Origin of the sequence: Acinetobacter sp. WA-87 (assembly GCF_039938935.1) — a bacterium.
Classification (GTDB): Bacteria; Pseudomonadota; Gammaproteobacteria; order Pseudomonadales; family Moraxellaceae; genus Acinetobacter; species Acinetobacter seifertii.
This window is the reverse complement of sequence record NZ_JBDUVF010000008.1, coordinates 36579-55086: the sequence shown is the minus strand read 5'-3', so window position 1 is coordinate 55086 and position 18508 is coordinate 36579. Positions and strand designations below refer to the sequence as shown.

The 18508-nt window shown below is 39.0% G+C and carries 19 protein-coding genes and 1 pseudogene; 1 reads left to right on the top strand and 19 read right to left on the bottom strand.

Going from position 1 to position 18508, the window contains the following annotated elements:
- Window positions 1-32: 32 nt before the first annotated feature.
- The 13 genes from ABFY81_RS17600 to ABFY81_RS17540 all read right to left on the bottom strand — a co-directional run bounded on the left by ABFY81_RS17600 (window position 33) and on the right by ABFY81_RS17540 (window position 13188).
- Window positions 33-896, bottom strand: a complete 864-nt coding sequence (locus ABFY81_RS17600; RefSeq protein WP_347914291.1) for a hypothetical protein — start codon at window positions 894-896, stop codon at window positions 33-35.
- A gap of 515 nt (window positions 897-1411) precedes the next feature.
- Complete coding sequence (locus ABFY81_RS17595; RefSeq protein ID WP_039255009.1) at window positions 1412-2632, bottom strand: chloride channel protein; 1221 nt, start codon at window positions 2630-2632, stop codon at window positions 1412-1414.
- A 262-nt stretch (window positions 2633-2894) separates the two neighbouring features.
- A complete protein-coding gene (locus tag ABFY81_RS17590) occupies window positions 2895-4613 on the bottom strand; it encodes a biotin carboxylase N-terminal domain-containing protein (RefSeq protein WP_347914315.1) in 1719 nt (572 codons plus the stop codon).
- Window positions 4613-6196 carry an urea amidolyase family protein gene (locus tag ABFY81_RS17585; RefSeq protein WP_347914290.1) on the bottom strand — a complete coding sequence of 528 codons (1584 nt, stop codon included), beginning with the start codon at window positions 6194-6196 and terminating at the stop codon, window positions 4613-4615. The genes ABFY81_RS17590 and ABFY81_RS17585 overlap by 1 nt, the downstream gene beginning before the upstream one ends.
- 32 nt (window positions 6197-6228) lie before the next feature.
- Complete coding sequence (locus tag ABFY81_RS17580) at window positions 6229-7044, bottom strand: putative hydro-lyase (protein ID WP_347914289.1); 816 nt, start codon at window positions 7042-7044, stop codon at window positions 6229-6231.
- Between the two features lie 2 nt (window positions 7045-7046).
- The gene (locus tag ABFY81_RS17575) at window positions 7047-7811 is read right to left on the bottom strand and encodes a 5-oxoprolinase subunit PxpA (RefSeq protein WP_005303907.1); all 765 of its coding nucleotides are present in this window, start codon (window positions 7809-7811) and stop codon (window positions 7047-7049) included.
- Between the two features lie 34 nt (window positions 7812-7845).
- Complete coding sequence (locus ABFY81_RS17570; RefSeq protein WP_077164203.1) at window positions 7846-9099, bottom strand: NRAMP family divalent metal transporter; 1254 nt, start codon at window positions 9097-9099, stop codon at window positions 7846-7848.
- A 343-nt stretch (window positions 9100-9442) separates the two neighbouring features.
- The gene (gene mumR / locus ABFY81_RS17565; RefSeq protein WP_004702525.1) at window positions 9443-10354 is read right to left on the bottom strand and encodes a LysR family transcriptional regulator MumR; all 912 of its coding nucleotides are present in this window, start codon (window positions 10352-10354) and stop codon (window positions 9443-9445) included.
- A gap of 90 nt (window positions 10355-10444) precedes the next feature.
- Window positions 10445-10624 (bottom strand): zf-HC2 domain-containing protein, encoded by a 180-nt coding sequence (locus tag ABFY81_RS17560; protein WP_004702527.1) that lies wholly within the window; start codon window positions 10622-10624, stop codon window positions 10445-10447.
- Window positions 10618-11238 (bottom strand): RNA polymerase factor sigma-70, encoded by a 621-nt coding sequence (locus tag ABFY81_RS17555; RefSeq protein ID WP_086497297.1) that lies wholly within the window; start codon window positions 11236-11238, stop codon window positions 10618-10620. Before ABFY81_RS17555 ends, ABFY81_RS17560 begins: the two co-directional genes overlap by 7 nt.
- Entirely contained in the window at window positions 11235-11996 is a 762-nt protein-coding gene (locus ABFY81_RS17550) for a putative DNA-binding domain-containing protein (RefSeq protein WP_347914288.1), read from the bottom strand. The genes ABFY81_RS17555 and ABFY81_RS17550 overlap by 4 nt, the downstream gene beginning before the upstream one ends.
- On the bottom strand, window positions 11947-12810 hold the full coding sequence (locus ABFY81_RS17545; RefSeq protein WP_347914287.1) for a DUF692 domain-containing protein: 864 nt from the start codon (window positions 12808-12810) through the stop codon (window positions 11947-11949). Before ABFY81_RS17545 ends, ABFY81_RS17550 begins: the two co-directional genes overlap by 50 nt.
- Window positions 12811-12879: 69 nt before the next feature.
- Window positions 12880-13188 carry a hypothetical protein gene (locus ABFY81_RS17540; RefSeq protein WP_004702533.1) on the bottom strand — a complete coding sequence of 103 codons (309 nt, stop codon included), beginning with the start codon at window positions 13186-13188 and terminating at the stop codon, window positions 12880-12882.
- Between the two features lie 164 nt (window positions 13189-13352).
- Here ABFY81_RS17540 and ABFY81_RS17535 point away from each other — a divergent pair, with 164 nt between their 5' ends.
- Window positions 13353-13955, top strand: coding sequence for a DoxX family protein (locus ABFY81_RS17535; protein WP_347914286.1), 603 nt, complete (start codon window positions 13353-13355; stop codon window positions 13953-13955).
- Here ABFY81_RS17535 and ABFY81_RS17530 read toward each other — a convergent pair.
- From ABFY81_RS17530 to ABFY81_RS17505, 6 genes and pseudogenes are all read right to left on the bottom strand, one after another.
- Window positions 13952-14749, bottom strand: a pseudogene (locus ABFY81_RS17530) (SDR family oxidoreductase). The gene ABFY81_RS17535 and the pseudogene ABFY81_RS17530 sit on opposite strands and share 4 nt — an antisense overlap.
- Before the next feature lie 91 nt (window positions 14750-14840).
- Window positions 14841-15785: a DUF4424 family protein gene (locus ABFY81_RS17525; RefSeq protein ID WP_347914285.1), complete on the bottom strand. Its 945-nt coding sequence runs from the start codon at window positions 15783-15785 to the stop codon at window positions 14841-14843.
- 299 nt (window positions 15786-16084) lie between these two features.
- The gene (locus ABFY81_RS17520) at window positions 16085-16483 is read right to left on the bottom strand and encodes an EamA family transporter (protein WP_049064871.1); all 399 of its coding nucleotides are present in this window, start codon (window positions 16481-16483) and stop codon (window positions 16085-16087) included.
- Window positions 16480-16839, bottom strand: a complete 360-nt coding sequence (locus tag ABFY81_RS17515; protein WP_077168278.1) for an EamA family transporter — start codon at window positions 16837-16839, stop codon at window positions 16480-16482. The genes ABFY81_RS17520 and ABFY81_RS17515 overlap by 4 nt, the downstream gene beginning before the upstream one ends.
- Entirely contained in the window at window positions 16836-17720 is an 885-nt protein-coding gene (locus ABFY81_RS17510; RefSeq protein WP_347914284.1) for an alpha/beta fold hydrolase, read from the bottom strand. Before ABFY81_RS17510 ends, ABFY81_RS17515 begins: the two co-directional genes overlap by 4 nt.
- On the bottom strand, window positions 17717-18436 hold the full coding sequence (locus ABFY81_RS17505; protein WP_240060877.1) for an MtnX-like HAD-IB family phosphatase: 720 nt from the start codon (window positions 18434-18436) through the stop codon (window positions 17717-17719). The genes ABFY81_RS17510 and ABFY81_RS17505 overlap by 4 nt, the downstream gene beginning before the upstream one ends.
- Window positions 18437-18508 lie beyond the last annotated feature (72 nt).

The window sequence follows — 18508 nt, the reverse complement described above, 5'->3', positions numbered from 1 at the left end:
TGTCCTTATTAAATAAAGTTTTAATAATTTAATTACTGATTCGGCTTTTTACCTGTTCCACGAATATTAACAAAGCTTTTTAAAAGATCGAACCAGAACGGAGCACCAAATAAAACTGAACAAGCCGTTATAAAACAACCCATTATGAAACAAAAGAAACTTCGAGTGCTACTTATCACACTAATCCATGACCTCCCATCTTCACCCCATCCGATAGGTAACTTACTTAAGTTTCCGAAGTTATCTTGGACATTTTTTACTACATCCGCTGGTAACGAAGGTGGTGCATGTCCAGATGTATTAAGCAAAAGGTCAAGTTGGGATGAAGATAGATTCCAATAAATCTGACTTAGATTGAAAGTATCAACATTTAAAGCAAGAGCTATAACAAATGCTAGAAAAAAACTCCAAAACTGCATGCTTCGTTTATATTTACCAGATAATCGATTCATTGATACGTCAAACCATAGCATTAAATTCTTTTGTGCAGAGTCTGTCTTTTCATCAATATCACTAACTAAAGAATCTAAAAATGCTTTAACTGGGTTACCTTCTGGTAAATCTTCTAACAATTTATTAAGTTTTAACTCTCTTATATTCTTATTTGAAAGAATTTCATGTAATGCTTTCACAAAACATTTTGGATCAATATAAGATGGTATCTTATTTGGTTTATCATAGTTGATAGGATTAATTAGAGGATGTTGATATAAGTCATTTACCAGACCCTCTATTTGGAGATGATCTAACATTTTAGTTAAGCCGCTTCTTAGAGTCTTAGCTCTTATACTAAAAATGGTTGATATAGCTTCAATCAACGAACTAACAAATGCAGTTATTAATGCATATGTCAAAATTAAACCTATAATTGAATTAAAAACTGGCGAATTAAACATAATACACCTCTCAATTCCTAGAGAAACTTTCCAATTTATTATCAATCGCAAATCATTTTAAATACCTTTTTCAAATAAAATCTGAAATTTATTATCTTATTGGCAATAAAAAATACCATCAACAATAAATTGATTAAATTTATAAAATTAAACACTTTTAATATTCATTTAATTCCATAATATATTAAAATTAGAAGTGTTCAATTCTAAAAACCTCCACACATCTTAAATTTCATTTATTTTACCTAAACAAACCCCTTATTTATTAATTAAAAATTTCAATTAACAAAATCATTATATAAATACATATTATTAATTTATTCTCAAAAAAAATAATGTTAAATCCAAATCCGACAAACGGTAAAATATTTTTATACACACATTCTGAATTAATATTTTTAAGTTCTTTTTTTATTTTAAGTAAAAAAATAAAACAATTATTAAATAATAATTAAAAATACGATTCATTTATATTCTGACTAAAAACTAATGAGGAAAAATGACTCCAGCTTTCCCTAATCCATCAACTTTTTACGGCGATACAATCCACAATCCCCTGAAAATAGCGCTGCCAATAAACAAGTAATAATGGCGTAAGTGGCAACATTCATTCCAAATAGCTCTATGGCTAAAATAATAGACGTTAACGGTGCCTTACTTGCCCCTGAAAACAAACTGACCAACCCTAAGCCTGCAAGCAGTGAAATGGGTAGGTTTAAAACTGCACCTAAAGCATTACCCAATGTCGCACCAACATAAAACAATGGCGTAATTTCACCACCTTTAAAGCCTGAACCTAAAGTGATGGCGGTAAAAACAGTCTTGTTAAAAAAGTCGTAAAACTCAATCGGTACATAAAAAGATGCAATGATTTTATCTGTACCTAAACCGTTGTACTGCTGATGTGCAGTAAACAGCGTAAGTAGCATAATAATAATACCGCCAACCATTGTTCTTAATGGCAAATAGCGAATGTATTTATAAAATAGATCACTTGCCAAATGAATGGCAGCAATAAAGAAACGTGCAGCAAAGCCAAATACTAACCCCGCTGCAATTAAGCTCATGAGCGTGCCAAAATGAATGGCTGGAAACTCACTTATGACGTAAAAAACATGTGGATGAACAATATCGAATAGCTCAGGAATGGTCGAAGCAATCAGAGCTGACACAAAACATGGAAAAATAGCTGAGTATCTTAAATTACCTAAAGCGGTAATTTCTAAACCATAAATTGCACCAGCCATAGGCAAACCAAACACGCCAGCAAAACCAGCACCAATACTGGCGATTAAACAGATTTTGCGATTGTCTTCCGAGATTTTTAAAATATGGCTTAAGTGGTCAATTAAAGCACCCGAAAGCTGAACCGCTGGTGCCTCACGCCCTGCCGAACCACCAAATAACTGCGTTAAAATTGATGTAATAAAAATGATGGGGCTCATTCGTTTTGGAATGAAGGACTTGGGTTGATGAATCTCATCTATGAGTAAATGTGTTCCGCGTTCAATGGGCGATCCATATTTTTTAATGAGATAACCGATACCAAAACCCACAAAAGGCAAAAAGTAGATGAGCCAATGATGCAAACTTCTGACTTTATTTGAAATATCAAAAGCCACAAAAATTGAGGTCGATGCCAGCCCCGCGACGACTCCAATCACAATGGATATGACGAGCCAATAAACACTGTATTTTAGAATTTGATCATATTCAGATGAAGGTAGAATTTTCATTCGCTTTCTTCAATTCGCCTTTGAGTGAGTGCCAAATTCTCAAATTATTTTTTATGCAGCCAGCTCATTAAGTGAGAAATGCTTAAACTGGGCTAAAAATTAAAGCTCGCATAAGCGAGCTTTAAATACAGTGATCAATATTTATATCACTTAACTGTGATAAATATCTCATAACCAGTACAGGCTTTCAAGTTGAAATTGGTTAATGAAAGGTTAAAACCATCGACTCAATTAATTAATAAACAATCAATAAAGTAAATAATTAATTAATACTCGCAATCACGGTTTCAGCATGGCAGGTCGCACCCTTCTCTGCGCTAATCTGAATCACACCACTACGGTGTGCCAGTACCTGCACTTCCATTTTCATGGCTTCCATAATGGCAACCACTTGGCCTTCTGTTACTTGCTCCCCATTTTCGACTTTCCAAGCGCTAATCACACCATTAATAGGCGCAAGTAAATGCTCGGCACTTACTTCTGGCTCGGCTGTTTGCGCTTGAACTGCCGTTGCTGGGCCTTGTGCAAACATACCCACAGGTAAACCTAGACGGTGCAATTTGCCATCAATTTCAATGTAGCTCAGCAACATCGGTTGTTGATGGTTTGGAATACCGCGTTTAGTCGGCTTTAACTCTTGTTTAAAGTCATTTTCGATCCAACGCGTATGTACATTAAATTCTTTGGTAAAGTCAGGTTCATTGAGTACTGCACGGTGAAAGTCTAAAACTGATGCCACGCCTTCAATTTTAAATTGCTTCAAGGCACGTTTAGCACGAGCAATTGCAACTTCACGAGTTGGACCCGTCACAATCAGCTTTGCCATGAGTGAGTCAAAGTGACTAGATACCAATGAACCCGTGCAAACACCTGTGTCCACGCGTACTCCGTTACCAAACGGCGCTTCAAACAAACTCAACACCCCAAAGGCCGGAATAAACCCACGTGCTGGGTCTTCGGCATTAATACGAAATTCAATAGCATGACCTTGAGCTTTCGGTGTTTCTTTAATAGAAAGCTCATGGCCCTGTGCAACACGAATTTGTTCCACTACCAAATCGACTTTTGAAGTTTCTTCAGTCACTGGGTGTTCAACTTGCAAACGCGTATTTACTTCTAAGAATGAAAGCTTGCCATCACGACTAAGTAAGTATTCAACTGTTCCTGCACCCACGTAGTTTGCAGCCTGACAAATGTTTTTTGCCGAAGTTAAAATTTGCTGGTAAATCTCATCGCTAATAAATGGCGCTGGTGCTTCTTCGACTAACTTTTGGTTACGGCGTTGTAACGAGCAATCACGTGTACCCAGTACCACAATGTTGCCATGTTGGTCGGCTATGACTTGTGCCTCTACATGGCGCGGTTTATCAAGATATTGCTCGACAAAACATTCACCACGGCCAAAGGCAGCTTTTGCCTCTCGTACTGCCGACTCATAAAGCTCTTTGACTTCTTCGAGTTTCCAAGCGACTTTTAAGCCACGGCCACCACCGCCGAACGCAGCTTTAATGGCAATCGGTAAACCAAACTGTTTAGCAAACTCTAAAGCTTCATCTGCATTGTTGAGTGGATCTTGCGTACCTTGAACTAATGGCGCACCGACCGAAGCAGCAATTTTACGCGCTTCGATTTTATCACCCAGTTTTTCAATAGCACTTGGTGATGGCCCTACCCATTTTAAGCCTGCATCAATAACGGCTTGGGCAAACTCAGCACGTTCAGATAAAAAGCCATAACCGGGATGTACCATCGTCGCTTTTGATTTCTTAGCAACTTCAATAATGGCAGGAATATTTAGGTAGGTTTCACTGGCAGTCGCACCAGCCAAGCCCCATGCTTCATCTGCAAGTTCGACATGCATGCTGCCAATGTCATCATCTGCATATAACGCGATCGATGAAATGCCCATATCACGGCAAGCATGAATAATACGAACGGCAATTTCGCCACGGTTAGCAATCAATAATTTTTCTGTATTCATCATTCATTCTCAAAATCTGTAAATTCGGCAATTTTTTTAAATTTGATGCGGCAACCTGCCGGAATCTGTGCCACCAAGTCCCAATGGTGTTTAGCAACAGAGGCAATGACCGGATATCCGCCCGTTAAAGGGTGATCATTCATAAACAAAACGGGCTGCCCACTCGGTGGAATCTGCAAAGCACCAATGCATGTGCCTTCACTTTCTAACTCGTAGGTAATTTTGCGAGTTAAAGCCTGCTCACCTGAAAGTCTTAGTCCGACGCGGTTGCTTTCATTGCTTACCAGCCATTCTTGCTGACAGAGTAGTTCAATACTTTCTTGTTCAAACCAGTCTGTACGTGGGCCCATCACAATGTCTAGCTCGACTACTTCGCCAGCTTTTGGCAAATCACTTTTGCCCACTTCATTTACGCTAATGTTGGCTGTCTTCACCTTTCCTTGGTAAATGGTATCTCCAAGCTTTAAAGGCTCTGGCCCTAACACTGCCAAGCTGTCAAACGAAGCACTATTGAGTACTGGTTCAACGTCAATACCACCACGAACTGCCAGATAGTTTCTTAAACCTGCTGTTGGTGGCTGAATTTGAAATTCATCGCCTTCATCTAAATCAATCGGTTGATAGCTTGCAAAGTCTGCGGTTTGACCATCGGTAAATTTCACACGAATGTTTGAAATAGCCCCAGCCGCCGCAATAACGCCAGCATGCTGCATTTTGGCTTTTAAGCCGCCATTTAAAACTTCAATAACGGGTGTATTGGTTGGATTACCCACAATACGGTTAGCACTATGCATGGCAGACAAGTCCATTGCACCTGCACCCCCAACCCCAATATTGGTCTGGTTTAGGCGTCCTTCATCTTGAATGAGCATCTGTAAACTTGGCGCAGTGATCTTAAACAGTGGCACCGATTGTTTAGGTTCAACATTACGCGTAATTTGCTGCGGTACGGTCACTGTTATTGGGTTATGTGTAACATCCTCAAAATGTACAGTCATGCCCGGTAACAACAATGCAGGATTTTTACGCTCTAAATCCCACATTTTTTCCGATGTGGTTCCAATCAGCTGCCAGCCACCCGGACTGTCTTTTGGATAAATACCCGAGTATTTTCCAGCCAACCCCAACGAGCCTGATGGTATTTTTTTACGAGGAACAGTTAAACGTGGAATATCGGTAAAAGGCTTATTGGGACTGCTCATATAAGCAAAGCCTGGCGCAAAGCCAATAAAAGCCACATTCCATACGCTTTCGTGGTGTTTTCTAATTACATCAGCCACAGACAAACCTTGGAACTCAGCAACCTGCGCAAGGTCTTCGCCGTTATAGCAAATCGGCACAATCACTTCTTGGCCACTACGCTCAAATCCAGAATCAATTTTAAGGCTCTGAATTGAGGCAACCAGCGTTTTAAAGTTGGTTTGAATCTCGTTGAAAAAAACCAAAATTGTTTTGGCAGCAGGGACTAAGTCTTTAATTCCATTCAATTGCGTATTTTGCAATTTATTGTATAACGCCAAAGTTTCTTCTAGGCTCGCAAGCTCAATCAAGAAACAATCGGCGTTTACCGATAAAAAACGCATTTGCTTATCCTTTTAATTCTTCTTTAGTCCAATTAGCCAATCCAAGCGCGGTCAGGAATGTCGGTAATAAACATATGACCAGGTGCATGGCTAATCGCAAAAGGAATTTTCGAGTTCATCACCGCAGCTTGCGGTGTTACCCCACACGCCCAAAACACGGGAATTTCACCTGCTTCAATACGAGAAGCATCGCCAAAGTCTGGCTTATTTACATCCAAAATTCCTAAGCTTTCAGGGTGCCCAATATGTACAGGTGCCCCATGTACACTTGGCATACGTGCAGTAATTTTTACTGCTTCACTAATTTGATGAGAAGGAATTGGTCGCATGGAAACCACCATATTTCCTGAAATACGCCCTGCCGGTTCGCACTTTATATTGCTTAGATACATTGGCACATTGGTATCGTCATGAATATGACGAACTTCAATACCCGCTTCTTGCAAAGCTGTTTCAAACGAAAAGCTACAACCAATTAAGAAAGTCACCAAATCAGGATGCGCGTTATAAATTTCTCTTGCATCTGTCACTTCATCGACCATTTCGCCATCTTTCCAAATGCGATAACGCGGAAAGTCGGTTCGAATGTCTGAGTCTGCGGCAAGCTTAGTTGCATAAATACCTTCTTCGAGCACATCATGCACTGGGCAGCTTTGCGGATTGCGATGTGCATAAAGAAGGAAATCGTAAGCCCACTCTTTTGGCACCGAAATCATGTTGACCTGCGTCATGCCCGCAGCCATGCCCGCTGTTGGTTTATCGAAACCTGCACGGATTTTTAAACGCGCATCTAATGCGGCTTCAAGCTGAGCTGGGTCGACTTTAATATCCTTATACATGGTGCTCATCCTTATGCTTTGTTTACAAACGGGCGGATTTCAATATTGTTTTTTACAAGCTCGGCTTTAATTGCAGCCGACATCTCAAGCGCACCGTCGGTGTCGCCATGTAAGCAAATAGTGTCGGCTTGAATTGGGGTAAATACGCCATCAATTGACTCAACCCCACCATTTTTAAGCATAGACACCACACGGCTTGCTACAAATGCCGAGTCGTGTAAAACTGCACCTTCTAGACGGCGAGATACCAATGAGCCATCACTGTTATAAGCACGATCCGCAAATGCTTCAGACACAACCTTTAAACCCGCAGCTCGTGCCTGCTCGACTAAGTTTGACCCAGCCAAAGCCACTAAAACCAATTCAGGGTTATACAGTTTAATCGCATCAATTACTGCCGCTGCCTGTGCTTGGTCATGTGCAATCGTGTTATAAAGCGCGCCATGCGGTTTAACGTATTGCACTTTTGAGCCTGCCACTTTTGCCAAGCCATCTAGTGCAGAAATTTGGTAAAGCACATCGGCAATCAGTTCGTCACGTGACAAATCCATATTACGGCGGCCAAAACCTACAAGGTCTGGATAAGACACGTGAGCGCCAATAGTCACGCCAAGTTCAACTGCTTTACGAACCGTTTTTAAAATGCCAAGCGGGTCGCCAGCATGGAAGCCACAAGCAATATTGGCACTGGTCACGACTGGTAAAATCTGGTCATCATTACCCATTTTCCATGATCCAAAGCTTTCACCCAAATCACTATTTAAATCTACAAACATGGCATTATTCCTTTATTACTTTACACAGTCTGACTTAAAGCTTGGTCAAATAGTTAAACACTGTCGTAAATGACATATAGCCCATCCACCACGTCAACAGACATGTTAAACCACCCAAAATAAGTAACCATTTTGGATAGTTGTAATTACCCATTAAATCTTTACGGCATGCAGCAACGTACACAAAAATTGTAAGACCAATTGGCAACACCAAACCGTTAAAACCACCGACAAAAATGAGTAGACCTGCTGGAGTTGCACCCAATAACACATACAGCAATAAAGCCAATGCGATAAAGGTAATGGTCGTATAGTTGGTTTGTTTTGGAGTTAAATTCTTTTTAAATGCAGTAAAGAATGAAACCGAAGTATATGCTGCGCCGATGGTGCTACTAATACCTGCTGCCCAGAAAATTAAACCAAATAATTTAAAACCAAATGTACCCGCTGCATATTGGAATGCTTGAGCTGCCGGATTGGCATCATGGCTGGCTAAATCAATAGTTGCACCGCTCACTACTACACCTAAAAACGCTAAGAACAGCACATAGCGCATGATACCGACAACAATAATGCCCTTGGTCGCAGCTTTTGCAACTTCATCAATATTTTCAGGGCCAACCGCGCCTTTATCGAGTAAACGATGTGCGCCTGCATAGCAGATATAGCCACCAACCGTACCGCCAACAATAGTGGTAATAATGGCAAAGTCGATATGATCTGGAGCAAAAGTTTGATGTACAGCTTGCCCAACTGGAGGCATTACAATGACAGCAACAATAATAATCAGCAGGATTTTAAGCAATCCCAACACGATCATGCTTTTATCCATGGCAAGCGTTGCTTTTCTTGATGCAAAAATCAAAATCGCTAATGCACCACTTAAAATACCGCCCCACTTTGTGTCTAGGCCAAAAAGCGCATTTAAACCTAAAGCCGCACCCGCAATGTTACCGACACTAAAGAAAAAACCGCCCAAAATCACCAGAAATGCCAGTAAATAACCACTACCCGGCAATGCTTTATTGGCAATATCTGATGCACGCATTTGAGTCAGTGTCACTACTCGCCAAATGTTTTGTTGAACAACATAATCAATCAGAATGGAAACTAAAATTGCAAAGCCAAATGCAGCGCCTAACTTCACTGTAAATACAGCAGTTTGGGTTAAAAATCCTGGCCCCATTGCAGAGGTCGCCATCATAAAGATTGAGGCAACAATGGCCCATTGACGATCTGATAAAAAAGAAGATTTCAGTAAAGACATATTAATGCGTTCCTCATCCATTTGAGCTTAACAACGCTATTTTCAAGTTGAACCAAGAACATCATTTTTTGTCCCAAACGATATTCTTTAATCCTTTAAAATGACAAAGATTCCCTATTCCCCAATCAACTTAATCGGTGATCAAATCTTGTATCTCAAATAAAAACATAGCTCATCCCTACGGACAATAAGACTTTTTACATAAATTAAAATTTATAAGTATTTAATTTTTATTATTTTTTAATTTAATTAAAACTCAGGATAAATTTTACTTATCGAAGCACATAAGCTGCTTTTATGACTTTGCATACAAGCAGCGATAATTTAGAGAAGAAAAATGAGATGAAAAGATTACCAACTCTGCTTATTTTTTAATTTGCTCATTCAACCTTTTCATGGCACTCGCCGAGACTTTAACAGCGACCTCAGTTAATTTTTCTTTCAAGGCAACGTCATTTCCGTGAATATAAATAGACGTGAAATGAAAGGTTTTTAAGCGAATAGGTGTATCTAATATCTCCAATCGTCCGTCTGTAATTTCCTTTAAAGCCGTTAAAGTCGGTACGACTGCAATACCTAAACCTTGCTCAGCAAGACGCAATAAAGTCGCTAATGAATAACTGGTAATTGAAAGCGGCTCATCAATGCCCTGTTCTTTCATTTTGGCCTTTAATTCTTTATAGGGATAGGTAATTTTTGGATAAGTTAAAATGGTATGCGACATTAAGGCTTTAAAAGACATTTGCCCAATTCCACCTTTAAACGATGGTGCTGCCAAGAAACTCAGTTCAAAGTTACAAAGGGACTGCTCAATACATTCAAAAGCCAAGGTTGGGCCAAGTAAAAAGGCCATATCCAAGTCACCTGTACGAACGCCTTCTTGTAAATTAGGTGTCAGGTCAACCACAATTTCGACCGAAACTTTTGGAAATTCTTGTTGAACTTTTTCGATATATTCAACGAGCCACGTATACACAATAGTTTCGGAAACGCCTAAACGTATGGTTCCCGTCAGATGCTGGTTTTCGGTAAGCTCTGCGACCAGATCAGTTTCTAAACGCATAAACTTTTCAGCATATTTAAATAAGGTCATGCCTTTATGGGTCAGTTTAAACTGCCGCAAGCTTCGGTCTAAAACCTTAAAACCTAATTCATTTTCAAGAGATGTGATTTTTTGAGAGACAGCAGGCTGTGTCGTTTGTAATTTAATTGCCGCCTTATTGAAGCTATTTAACGTCACAACCCAATAAAATGCTTCAAGATTCTTTAAATTCACGTTTCATCCTGTCTTAAAAATTCCTTTACTTTTATAGTATGTAAGCTTTTAGCGTGTTAAGGCCAGCAATAAATAAATTTTTAACTAAAGTTAGTTATCCAAATTTTTAAATGCCTTGGAAAGCTGACTAATTGTTTTGATCTGCTTTGCATAACGGCGGCATGATCGGCATGCCAACAAATGCAGTTGTAAACTACTTTGCTCACGTAAAAAAAGCGGTCTATCTTGTTTTTCAGACAACAGTTGAGTGGCTTGTCGACATGTCAACATGAACAATCCTCCTTCAGTAACCATTTATTTTCTAAGCATTCCCGTAAACGGGTACGACTTCGATACATCAACACATTAAAATTTGAAATAGATAACTCCAGCTTGCTACAAATTTCGTTAGAACTCAGTTCCACCACTTCTCTCATCATAAAAACCTGAGCATATTTGGCAGGCAAATGATCTAAACAGGCTTCAAAAATTATCCAAAAATCTGACTGTTCCATCATTTCTTCAGGACTTTGCCATACTTGAGGTGCTTCATATTTATGCCAGTGTCCTGAAGCATCAAACAATTCATCAACACTGAGTTCGCTTTCCTCATCTTTAAATAATTCAGACATGGCAACCAAACGTGACTTTTGCCGAACCACATCAATAATTTTATTTTTTAAAATAGCGAATACCCATGTTTTGAACGCAGCCCGCCCTTTAAATGAATCTAAGTTTTGAAAAGCACTGGTTAAAGCCTCTTGCACTACATCTTCAGCTTGCGGAAGTGAGGATAACTGTAAAAAAGCAAATTTAATCATTTGCTGCCTTAAGTCTTGTAAAAAGGCTGGGTTATGCAGTTGATCCCCTAAGTCGTCATGACGTGATGCCGCGGCTGAAGTCATGCTTGTGCCTCTGTAAAATCATGGAGAGTTTGGATTAATTGTAGTCGAGATAAGAGGTTTTTGAGTTCTTGAATTTGCAGATAAATTTCAGACTCAGACAAGTTAGCGAGTATAGATTGAATAAGGGTGAAAATATCATGGTCAGTTAAGGTTATATTTTGCGTTAACTGTTCAATCAGCATAGCAAACAGTGGAGAGAGTTGTTCAATACATACTTTATCTTGTTCATCGCGCCAGACCATTACAGCGCCTGGTGCAAGTTCTACTTGTTCTGGAGTCATTAAAGTCGTCCACGTATAAACGGGATATTGATAAACCAATACCCATACTTTGGTGGTTAACTGCCAAGCATAATTTTCATGTAAAACAACATTTTCAATTTCAACAGTGTCTAAATATAATTCTAGCCATTCAAACTGTAATAACTCAGCCAACCAAGGATACTCTTGTAATATCGGATGCTGTTGCTCTGTTAAATACTCTCTAAACTCTAAAGAGATATCATTGTATAAAGGTGAGCGGCTTTTAGCTTTTTGAAAAAACTCTAACAGCAATTGTTGCCACTTTAACTCTGACAACATGGCACGAGCTACTGGATAAACTAAGTCAATAAATGAGCTGACATTATTAAAAAGTAAATCCCGATAAATTTGCATTCTTTGAGGAGGAAGTGCTTGAGGTCGTTCCAAATCAGGATTACGAATCCATTCACAAAACTGTTGCTGCATAGTTTGGAAGGATATTTGATTTCCCTTCATAGCCAGTCTCCTGTTGTTGAATGAGTTTGATTTTGGCGAGTTCCTCTTCTAATTCTTGCCATGATGGAATATTAAAATCGCGTTCTAATAATGTCGGTTTTATTCCGCATACTTGATAGGTATATCTCAACAACTCCCAAACACGGTCACAAACTTCCGCACCATGGGTATCGATTAATAAGTTCTTCTGAACTTTTTCATGTCCAGCAATATGTAAGTAACGAATTCGTTCCTTTGGCATGTTCTGAATAAATCCGAATGCATCACTACCATGATTGATACTGTTGACATAGACATTATTTACATCAAGAAGCAAATCACAGTCAGCATATTGAATCACTTCACGAATAAATTCAGCTTCACTCATTTCGGCATTCGGCATGACGTAAGTAGAAACATTCTCTATGACTAATCTTTTCCCTAAAATATCCTGTACACGCAAAATGCGTTCAGCCACATATTTAACAGCGGCTTCCGTCATGGGTATTGGCAACAAATCATATAAATAGCCGCCATCATTTGTATAACTTAAATGTTCAGAATAAATTGGTACTTCGTATTGTTCTAAAAAGCTTTTTACTTTACTTATAAATTCGAGATTAAGTGGATGCGGTCCTCCAATAGATAATGACAAGCCATGACAAATTAACGGTGCTTTTTCAGCACACTGTGCAAGTAATTTTGCATGTCGACCACCAAAACCTAGCCAATTTTCTGGGGCAACCTCAATAAAGTCGGGATATGTTTTTGCCGTTAGAAACGCATCTATAAAGTCACGTCTTAAACCAAGCCCTACACCATTCAACTGCATCATGGTGACTTCTCCTTTTGGAAATGATGCCGACACTTAATAGAAGGCCGACATCATCCATGATCAGATGGTTTACTTAGCGCCACACTTGCCATCAGCAACTTTTTTATCTGCACCGCACTTACCGTCCGCTGCTTTTTTAGTTGCACCACATTTACCATCTGCTGCTTTTTTAGCTGCTCCACATTTTGCTTCCGCAGATTTTTCATGTTTTTTCATTTTGTTAGCTCCGCATTTCGCTTCACCACATTTACCATCAGCTGCTTTAGTTGCATGTACTTCAGTTGTTGTATTGGTTGCTGCTACAGCCATTTGCGTAGCACCTGCAACTGAAAGTGCTAATAATGCTGCCACTGAAGTCATTGAGTTGAGTTTGTTCATTTTCGTATTCCTTTAATGCTAATTTCTCGGTTTGTACACATGTACATAAAGTTAGACGGACCAAATCCTTTTTTATTACACCGTAAATAAAAAAATTTTTTATGTAAGAAATACAGTTTCCATCCGACTAATTATTATTCAATCGCATTGGATGTGAAATTATCATGAAGAACTTTATTTATGGCTTATCTCAATATTATCAAAATCTCGGTAAGTCTTTACAACATATTGATGGCATTGCAGCACTTGCTCTTCGATTGTACCTCGTCCCTATATTTTGGATGGCGGGTACAAATAAATTGATGCACTTTAATGACATTGTAGAATGGTTTGGCAGTTCAGATGGAGGATTGGGACTTCCTTTCCCCTATTTAATGGCTGTGCTTGCAACGTCAACTGAACTGGTAGGTGCAATACTCTTAACACTGGGTTTGTTTACCCGTTTAATTAGTATTCCACTCATTATTACCATGTTGGTTGCAATATTTGCTGTACACCTCCCAAATGGATGGCAAGCAATCGCAGACCCGCATGCTCCCTTCGCGAACATGCAAGTATTGGCTTCCGCTGAAAAGTTAGATAAAGCTCGAGAAATTTTACAGAACTATGGCAACTATGACTGGCTTACATCGAGCGGCTCGTTTGTTATTTTAAATAACGGAATTGAATTTGCCGCGACCTATATGATTATGCTACTTGCCCTGCTTGTACTTGGAGGTGGCCGTTACTTTAGTTTAGATTATTGGATTAGAAATAAATTACGCTAATCAATTATTGCACCAGCAGTCATGTTTACAACCGTTGCGGTCATTGAGTTCGCATGTTCCGAGGCAAGAAAAGCAACGGTTTCTGCAACTTGTGAAAGTGTCGGTAGTCGTTTTAGCATGGTGCTCTGAGCAGCACCTTCAAGCTATTGCCCTATGCTGAGCCCCATGGCCTGTGCTTTAGACTCAAACAATTCGCGCGTATAAGAACCCGCTTGAACAGCATCAATGATTGCATGTGAGCGCACACCGAGTACCCGTATATTCTTAGGGCCTAGCTCACTGGCAAGCGCTTTAATAAATGTCTCAATACCAGCACAGCCCACAATATGTCCTAAATGTCCCGGTATTGCCATTCGTGCTGAAGGTGCCACAATTGAAATGATGGCTCCACCGCGCTCACCGCCCATAAAAGGCACCACAGCTTTAGAGATATTAAACTGCGCCGTTAGAAATGGATTTATTCCCCCGACAAACTCATCAAGGTTTAACTCTAAAATTTCTTTGCCTTGATTATGAATAAAACTGGTCGCATTGATGACGATATCTAAACCGTTCGCCTCTTGAGCAATTTGAGCAACTGCCTCACTGGTTGCTTGGCTATCTAGCACATCAACACTAACGCTATGTACCGCGCCTTCGTATTTTTGCAGATGTGTCGCAATGTTTTGCAGTTTATTTAAATCCCTTGCGCATAAATAAACATGTGCTCCTTCACGAAGAAAAACCTGCGCAATCGCAGTGCCAATTGCACCGCTGCCTCCAAAAATTACTGCTACTTTTCCCTTGAGCAACATACGGCATCCTCTTGTTATTGTGCGCCATAGTTAGGTTATGACACACAATCAAAAGTGATGCAATTTTATACAGTTTAAAGTTTGTATGAGCTTATGGCAGATGAACAAAAATAACGTCTAAGTCTTGTTTTGGTACAAACTTGGTTTTGGTCATTTGAAATTGAGTCGGACTAATTTTGTTAACTTTGCCATCCCAACAAAATGACACTAATTCGCCTTTATCACGTTCAATCGTTAACTTAAAGTTTTCAATAGGCTTTGCCCAGTTTGCACCTGTCGTCAAAATATAACCTAATGCACTAAACGGCGAATGTTCTGCCTGAGCTTTTTTAAGACCCTGCTTAAATTGTTTATCCATACAAAATTGCTTGCTATCTTCGTCTGGTGTGAGACCTACAGACCCGCCAACTAAAGGTTTATATTCATGGTGAATTTTAGTTAAGCCATTTGCTTTAAAGGTTTGCTTCCAGCTATAAATAACTTGAGATGACCACGGGATCACATCATCTTTTTCAAATTGAGCTAAAATTTTCTGCATTTGTGGTTTATTACATTTGTTTAGCTTATCTTGATAATTCAAATAATCATAGTTACTACGAATCCATGGATTCAGCATGTCTTTTTCAGTAAAGCCACATTGCTTAAACTCTTCGGTTACATCCATTAAAGGTGATTTTTCATCTTTTTGAATAAACGTTCTGACATGCATTTCGGGTTTTATATTTTGACCATCCACTACAATTTTAAAGCTTTTTAAAAGTGCTTCAGTATTTGCAAAATCTGCTTCAAAAAAGTTATCTACACGTGGTAGTGGAAACAAAACAGTTTCAGTGACATCCTTGTTGCTTAAATTTTTATATAGATAATCAACTCTAATTATCTTTTTACTAATAAATAAATCTTCACTTTGCATCGCAACTTGTGCGTTTTTTAAATACTGAATGCCACCTGTACCGACATAACCCGTCGAGTCATTGGCGAAGCTATAGCCTGAGAGTGGAACCAAAACAGCTAAAGTCATTGCAAGCTTTTTCATTTTAAAGTCTCTATATCGTTTTTCATTATGGAGTATCAATCTCATATAAATAATAACGGTTTAGCTGTGCCGCAGTAAGCATTACATAATGTTATTTAAGAAAAATAAGTAATGGATAAGAACGTCTTTATTCATATATAACTAGATTGCTTATTTTGAAGCTTTTTTTAATTTTCAATTTATTAACTTCAGAAACAATAAAAACCGCCATACACTCATAATGCTTATTAGCATCACACTAACATTCGCAAATATTAGTTACGGGTGTTACGACGGTTTTAAGAATAATTGATTAAAGTTTATTTTGTGGCGACTTCTTCATGACTATGGCTCTCTTCTTCATCTTTAGCCAAGAAGCAAACACCAGCAAAAATAAGAATAGCGCCAGTAACTTTTGTAAATGTTAGCGGTTCATTAAACAGCCAAATCGACAAAAACATCACCGTGATGAGTTCTAAATGTGAAGCTGCAAAAGCAGGCCCAATAGGCGCATGCTTTAACAAATTCATCCAGATAAAAAAGGCACCTATATATCCAATAAAAGCCCCATAAATCCAAGGATGCCCAAAAACTCTGATTAACCAGTGTACATCAAAAGTTAAAGGCATCGCATGAATGGAAGCTAGCTTAAAACTGATCTGAGCCAAAGTATCGAAGAGCATTAATATTAAAAAACCAATAATATAAAATTTTTTCATGCCCCAATCCCAACAATAGTGACACCAATCGCTATCAGAACTACACCAATTAATCGATTTCGAGTTAATTTTTCATTAAAAAACAAGCGTCCAGCAAGCATAATCACAACAATGTTGATACAACCTAACATGACCCCAACAGAAAGTGGAACCAGCGAGAGGAAAGCAAGCCAAACGACAAACTCAAAGATATAACAAAAAATACCGAGCCATATCCATGGACGTTTCGCCATGAACCACCAATGCTCAAGCCCTTCATTGGTTTTACTTTCGTGAGCAGCGGCCTTAAAAGCCAACTGCCCAACAGTATCAATCAAAATGGTTAGCATCCATACACTGAACACTACAATATTCATAAAAGCTCACCAATTTTTTCAGGTGAAGTTCTACGTTCTTGACGAGTTGATGGATGCTCTAACTGCTTTTTTGGATGTTGGTACTGTTCAATAAATCGAATGGATTCATCAATCACTTGTTTTCGATCATTATCAATCGTGATCATGTGATAACTGTTATAAAGCCAGATTAAGGTCTTAGGCCCCTTCACTTTGGCATAAATTAACTCACTATTTCTTCGGTGAGCAATATCATCATCATAGGCATGTAATAACAGACATGGAGCCGTAATATTTGAGAGATTTTTACGAACATTCCGCGAAAGACGCTGTAACTGGAACAATGAATGCCACGGGTTACCCGGCAAACCAGCTTCACTACTTTCGCCGCTGTTCATCGCCTGAACAATGCGCGAACGCAATACCTTATTTTTGATGCCATAAGGTTCAGCTTCGTCAAAAGTATTGTTACGACAAATATTTAAATAATGAACACTCGGCAGAACAATAGGTGCAAGCACTTTTGACCACAAAGGAATGCTCCAACCGTCGTATTGGAAAGTCGGACTATAGGCAATAACGCCAGCAACTGGATATGCCGATGCATATTTTAATGCCAGCAAAGAACCCATTGATAAACCGGCAACAAACATCTCATCTGTATGTTCTTTTAGCCTTTCTGCGGCTGCAACGACACTATTAAACCAATCTTCCCATTGGCTATTTACCAAATCTTCGACATCACCACAGTGTCCAGCCAACTGCACACCATATACGCTATATCCTGCCTGATGAAGTACTCGTGCAATTCCTCTCATTTCATTCGGTGTGCCCGTCAAACCATGAATGAGTAAAATACCAGTTCGGTTTCCCGATAAAAAAAATGAATTGTCTTTTATCATGTAATCACCGTTACTGGAGTATCTATTCCAAAATCACTACTGAGTAGCTTAGCCAAGGGTTGGCAAATTTCTACAAAGTTTTCAAACTTTGTGTGGAAAATCTGGTTTTCTTTGCAATGGTCTATTAGAGATTTCTTTGCAAAAACATAGTCTGCATTTCCCGCTAGACAATAATCTGAACGTCCATCGCCAATCAAGATAATATGCTTTTGAGGTTTTTGATTTGCAACCTTACATTTGCATGTTCCACTTTGACTTACGCAACTCGCTTCTTGATTTGGAAACTCTAATTTCCATGACCTTTCATCTGCCTGAATCAAATGATTTGCAATAATAGGTAAATGGTCTAACTGATATTTTTTTAAAATATGGCGAATAACAAAATCGAGCCCATCACTCACAATAGTCAACGGAATTTTATACTGAGCAGTGATCTTCACTAATTCGATGAAGCCAAGGTCAATTTCAATTTGATCAAGGCAATCACGCAGCTCATCAATAGAGACATCCAAGAGTTCAATCTGTTTTTGCATACAGACTTTGGAACCAATTTTCCCTTGCTCCCACTCTTCCTCAATTTCTTCCCAACCAGCTTTTGCATAAGTTTCAAGCAAATAGTCCGTTGTATCTTTTAAACTGATTGTTCCATCAAAGTCACATAAAATATGCCAAGGTACAGTGTGATCTGTATAGTAATGCTGGTCGACCATGAACATAAAATGCCTCACACGAATAATTTAAGAATTTTTATAAAAATCACGGTCTGACTTTAGGCGGGAAATCTTAAA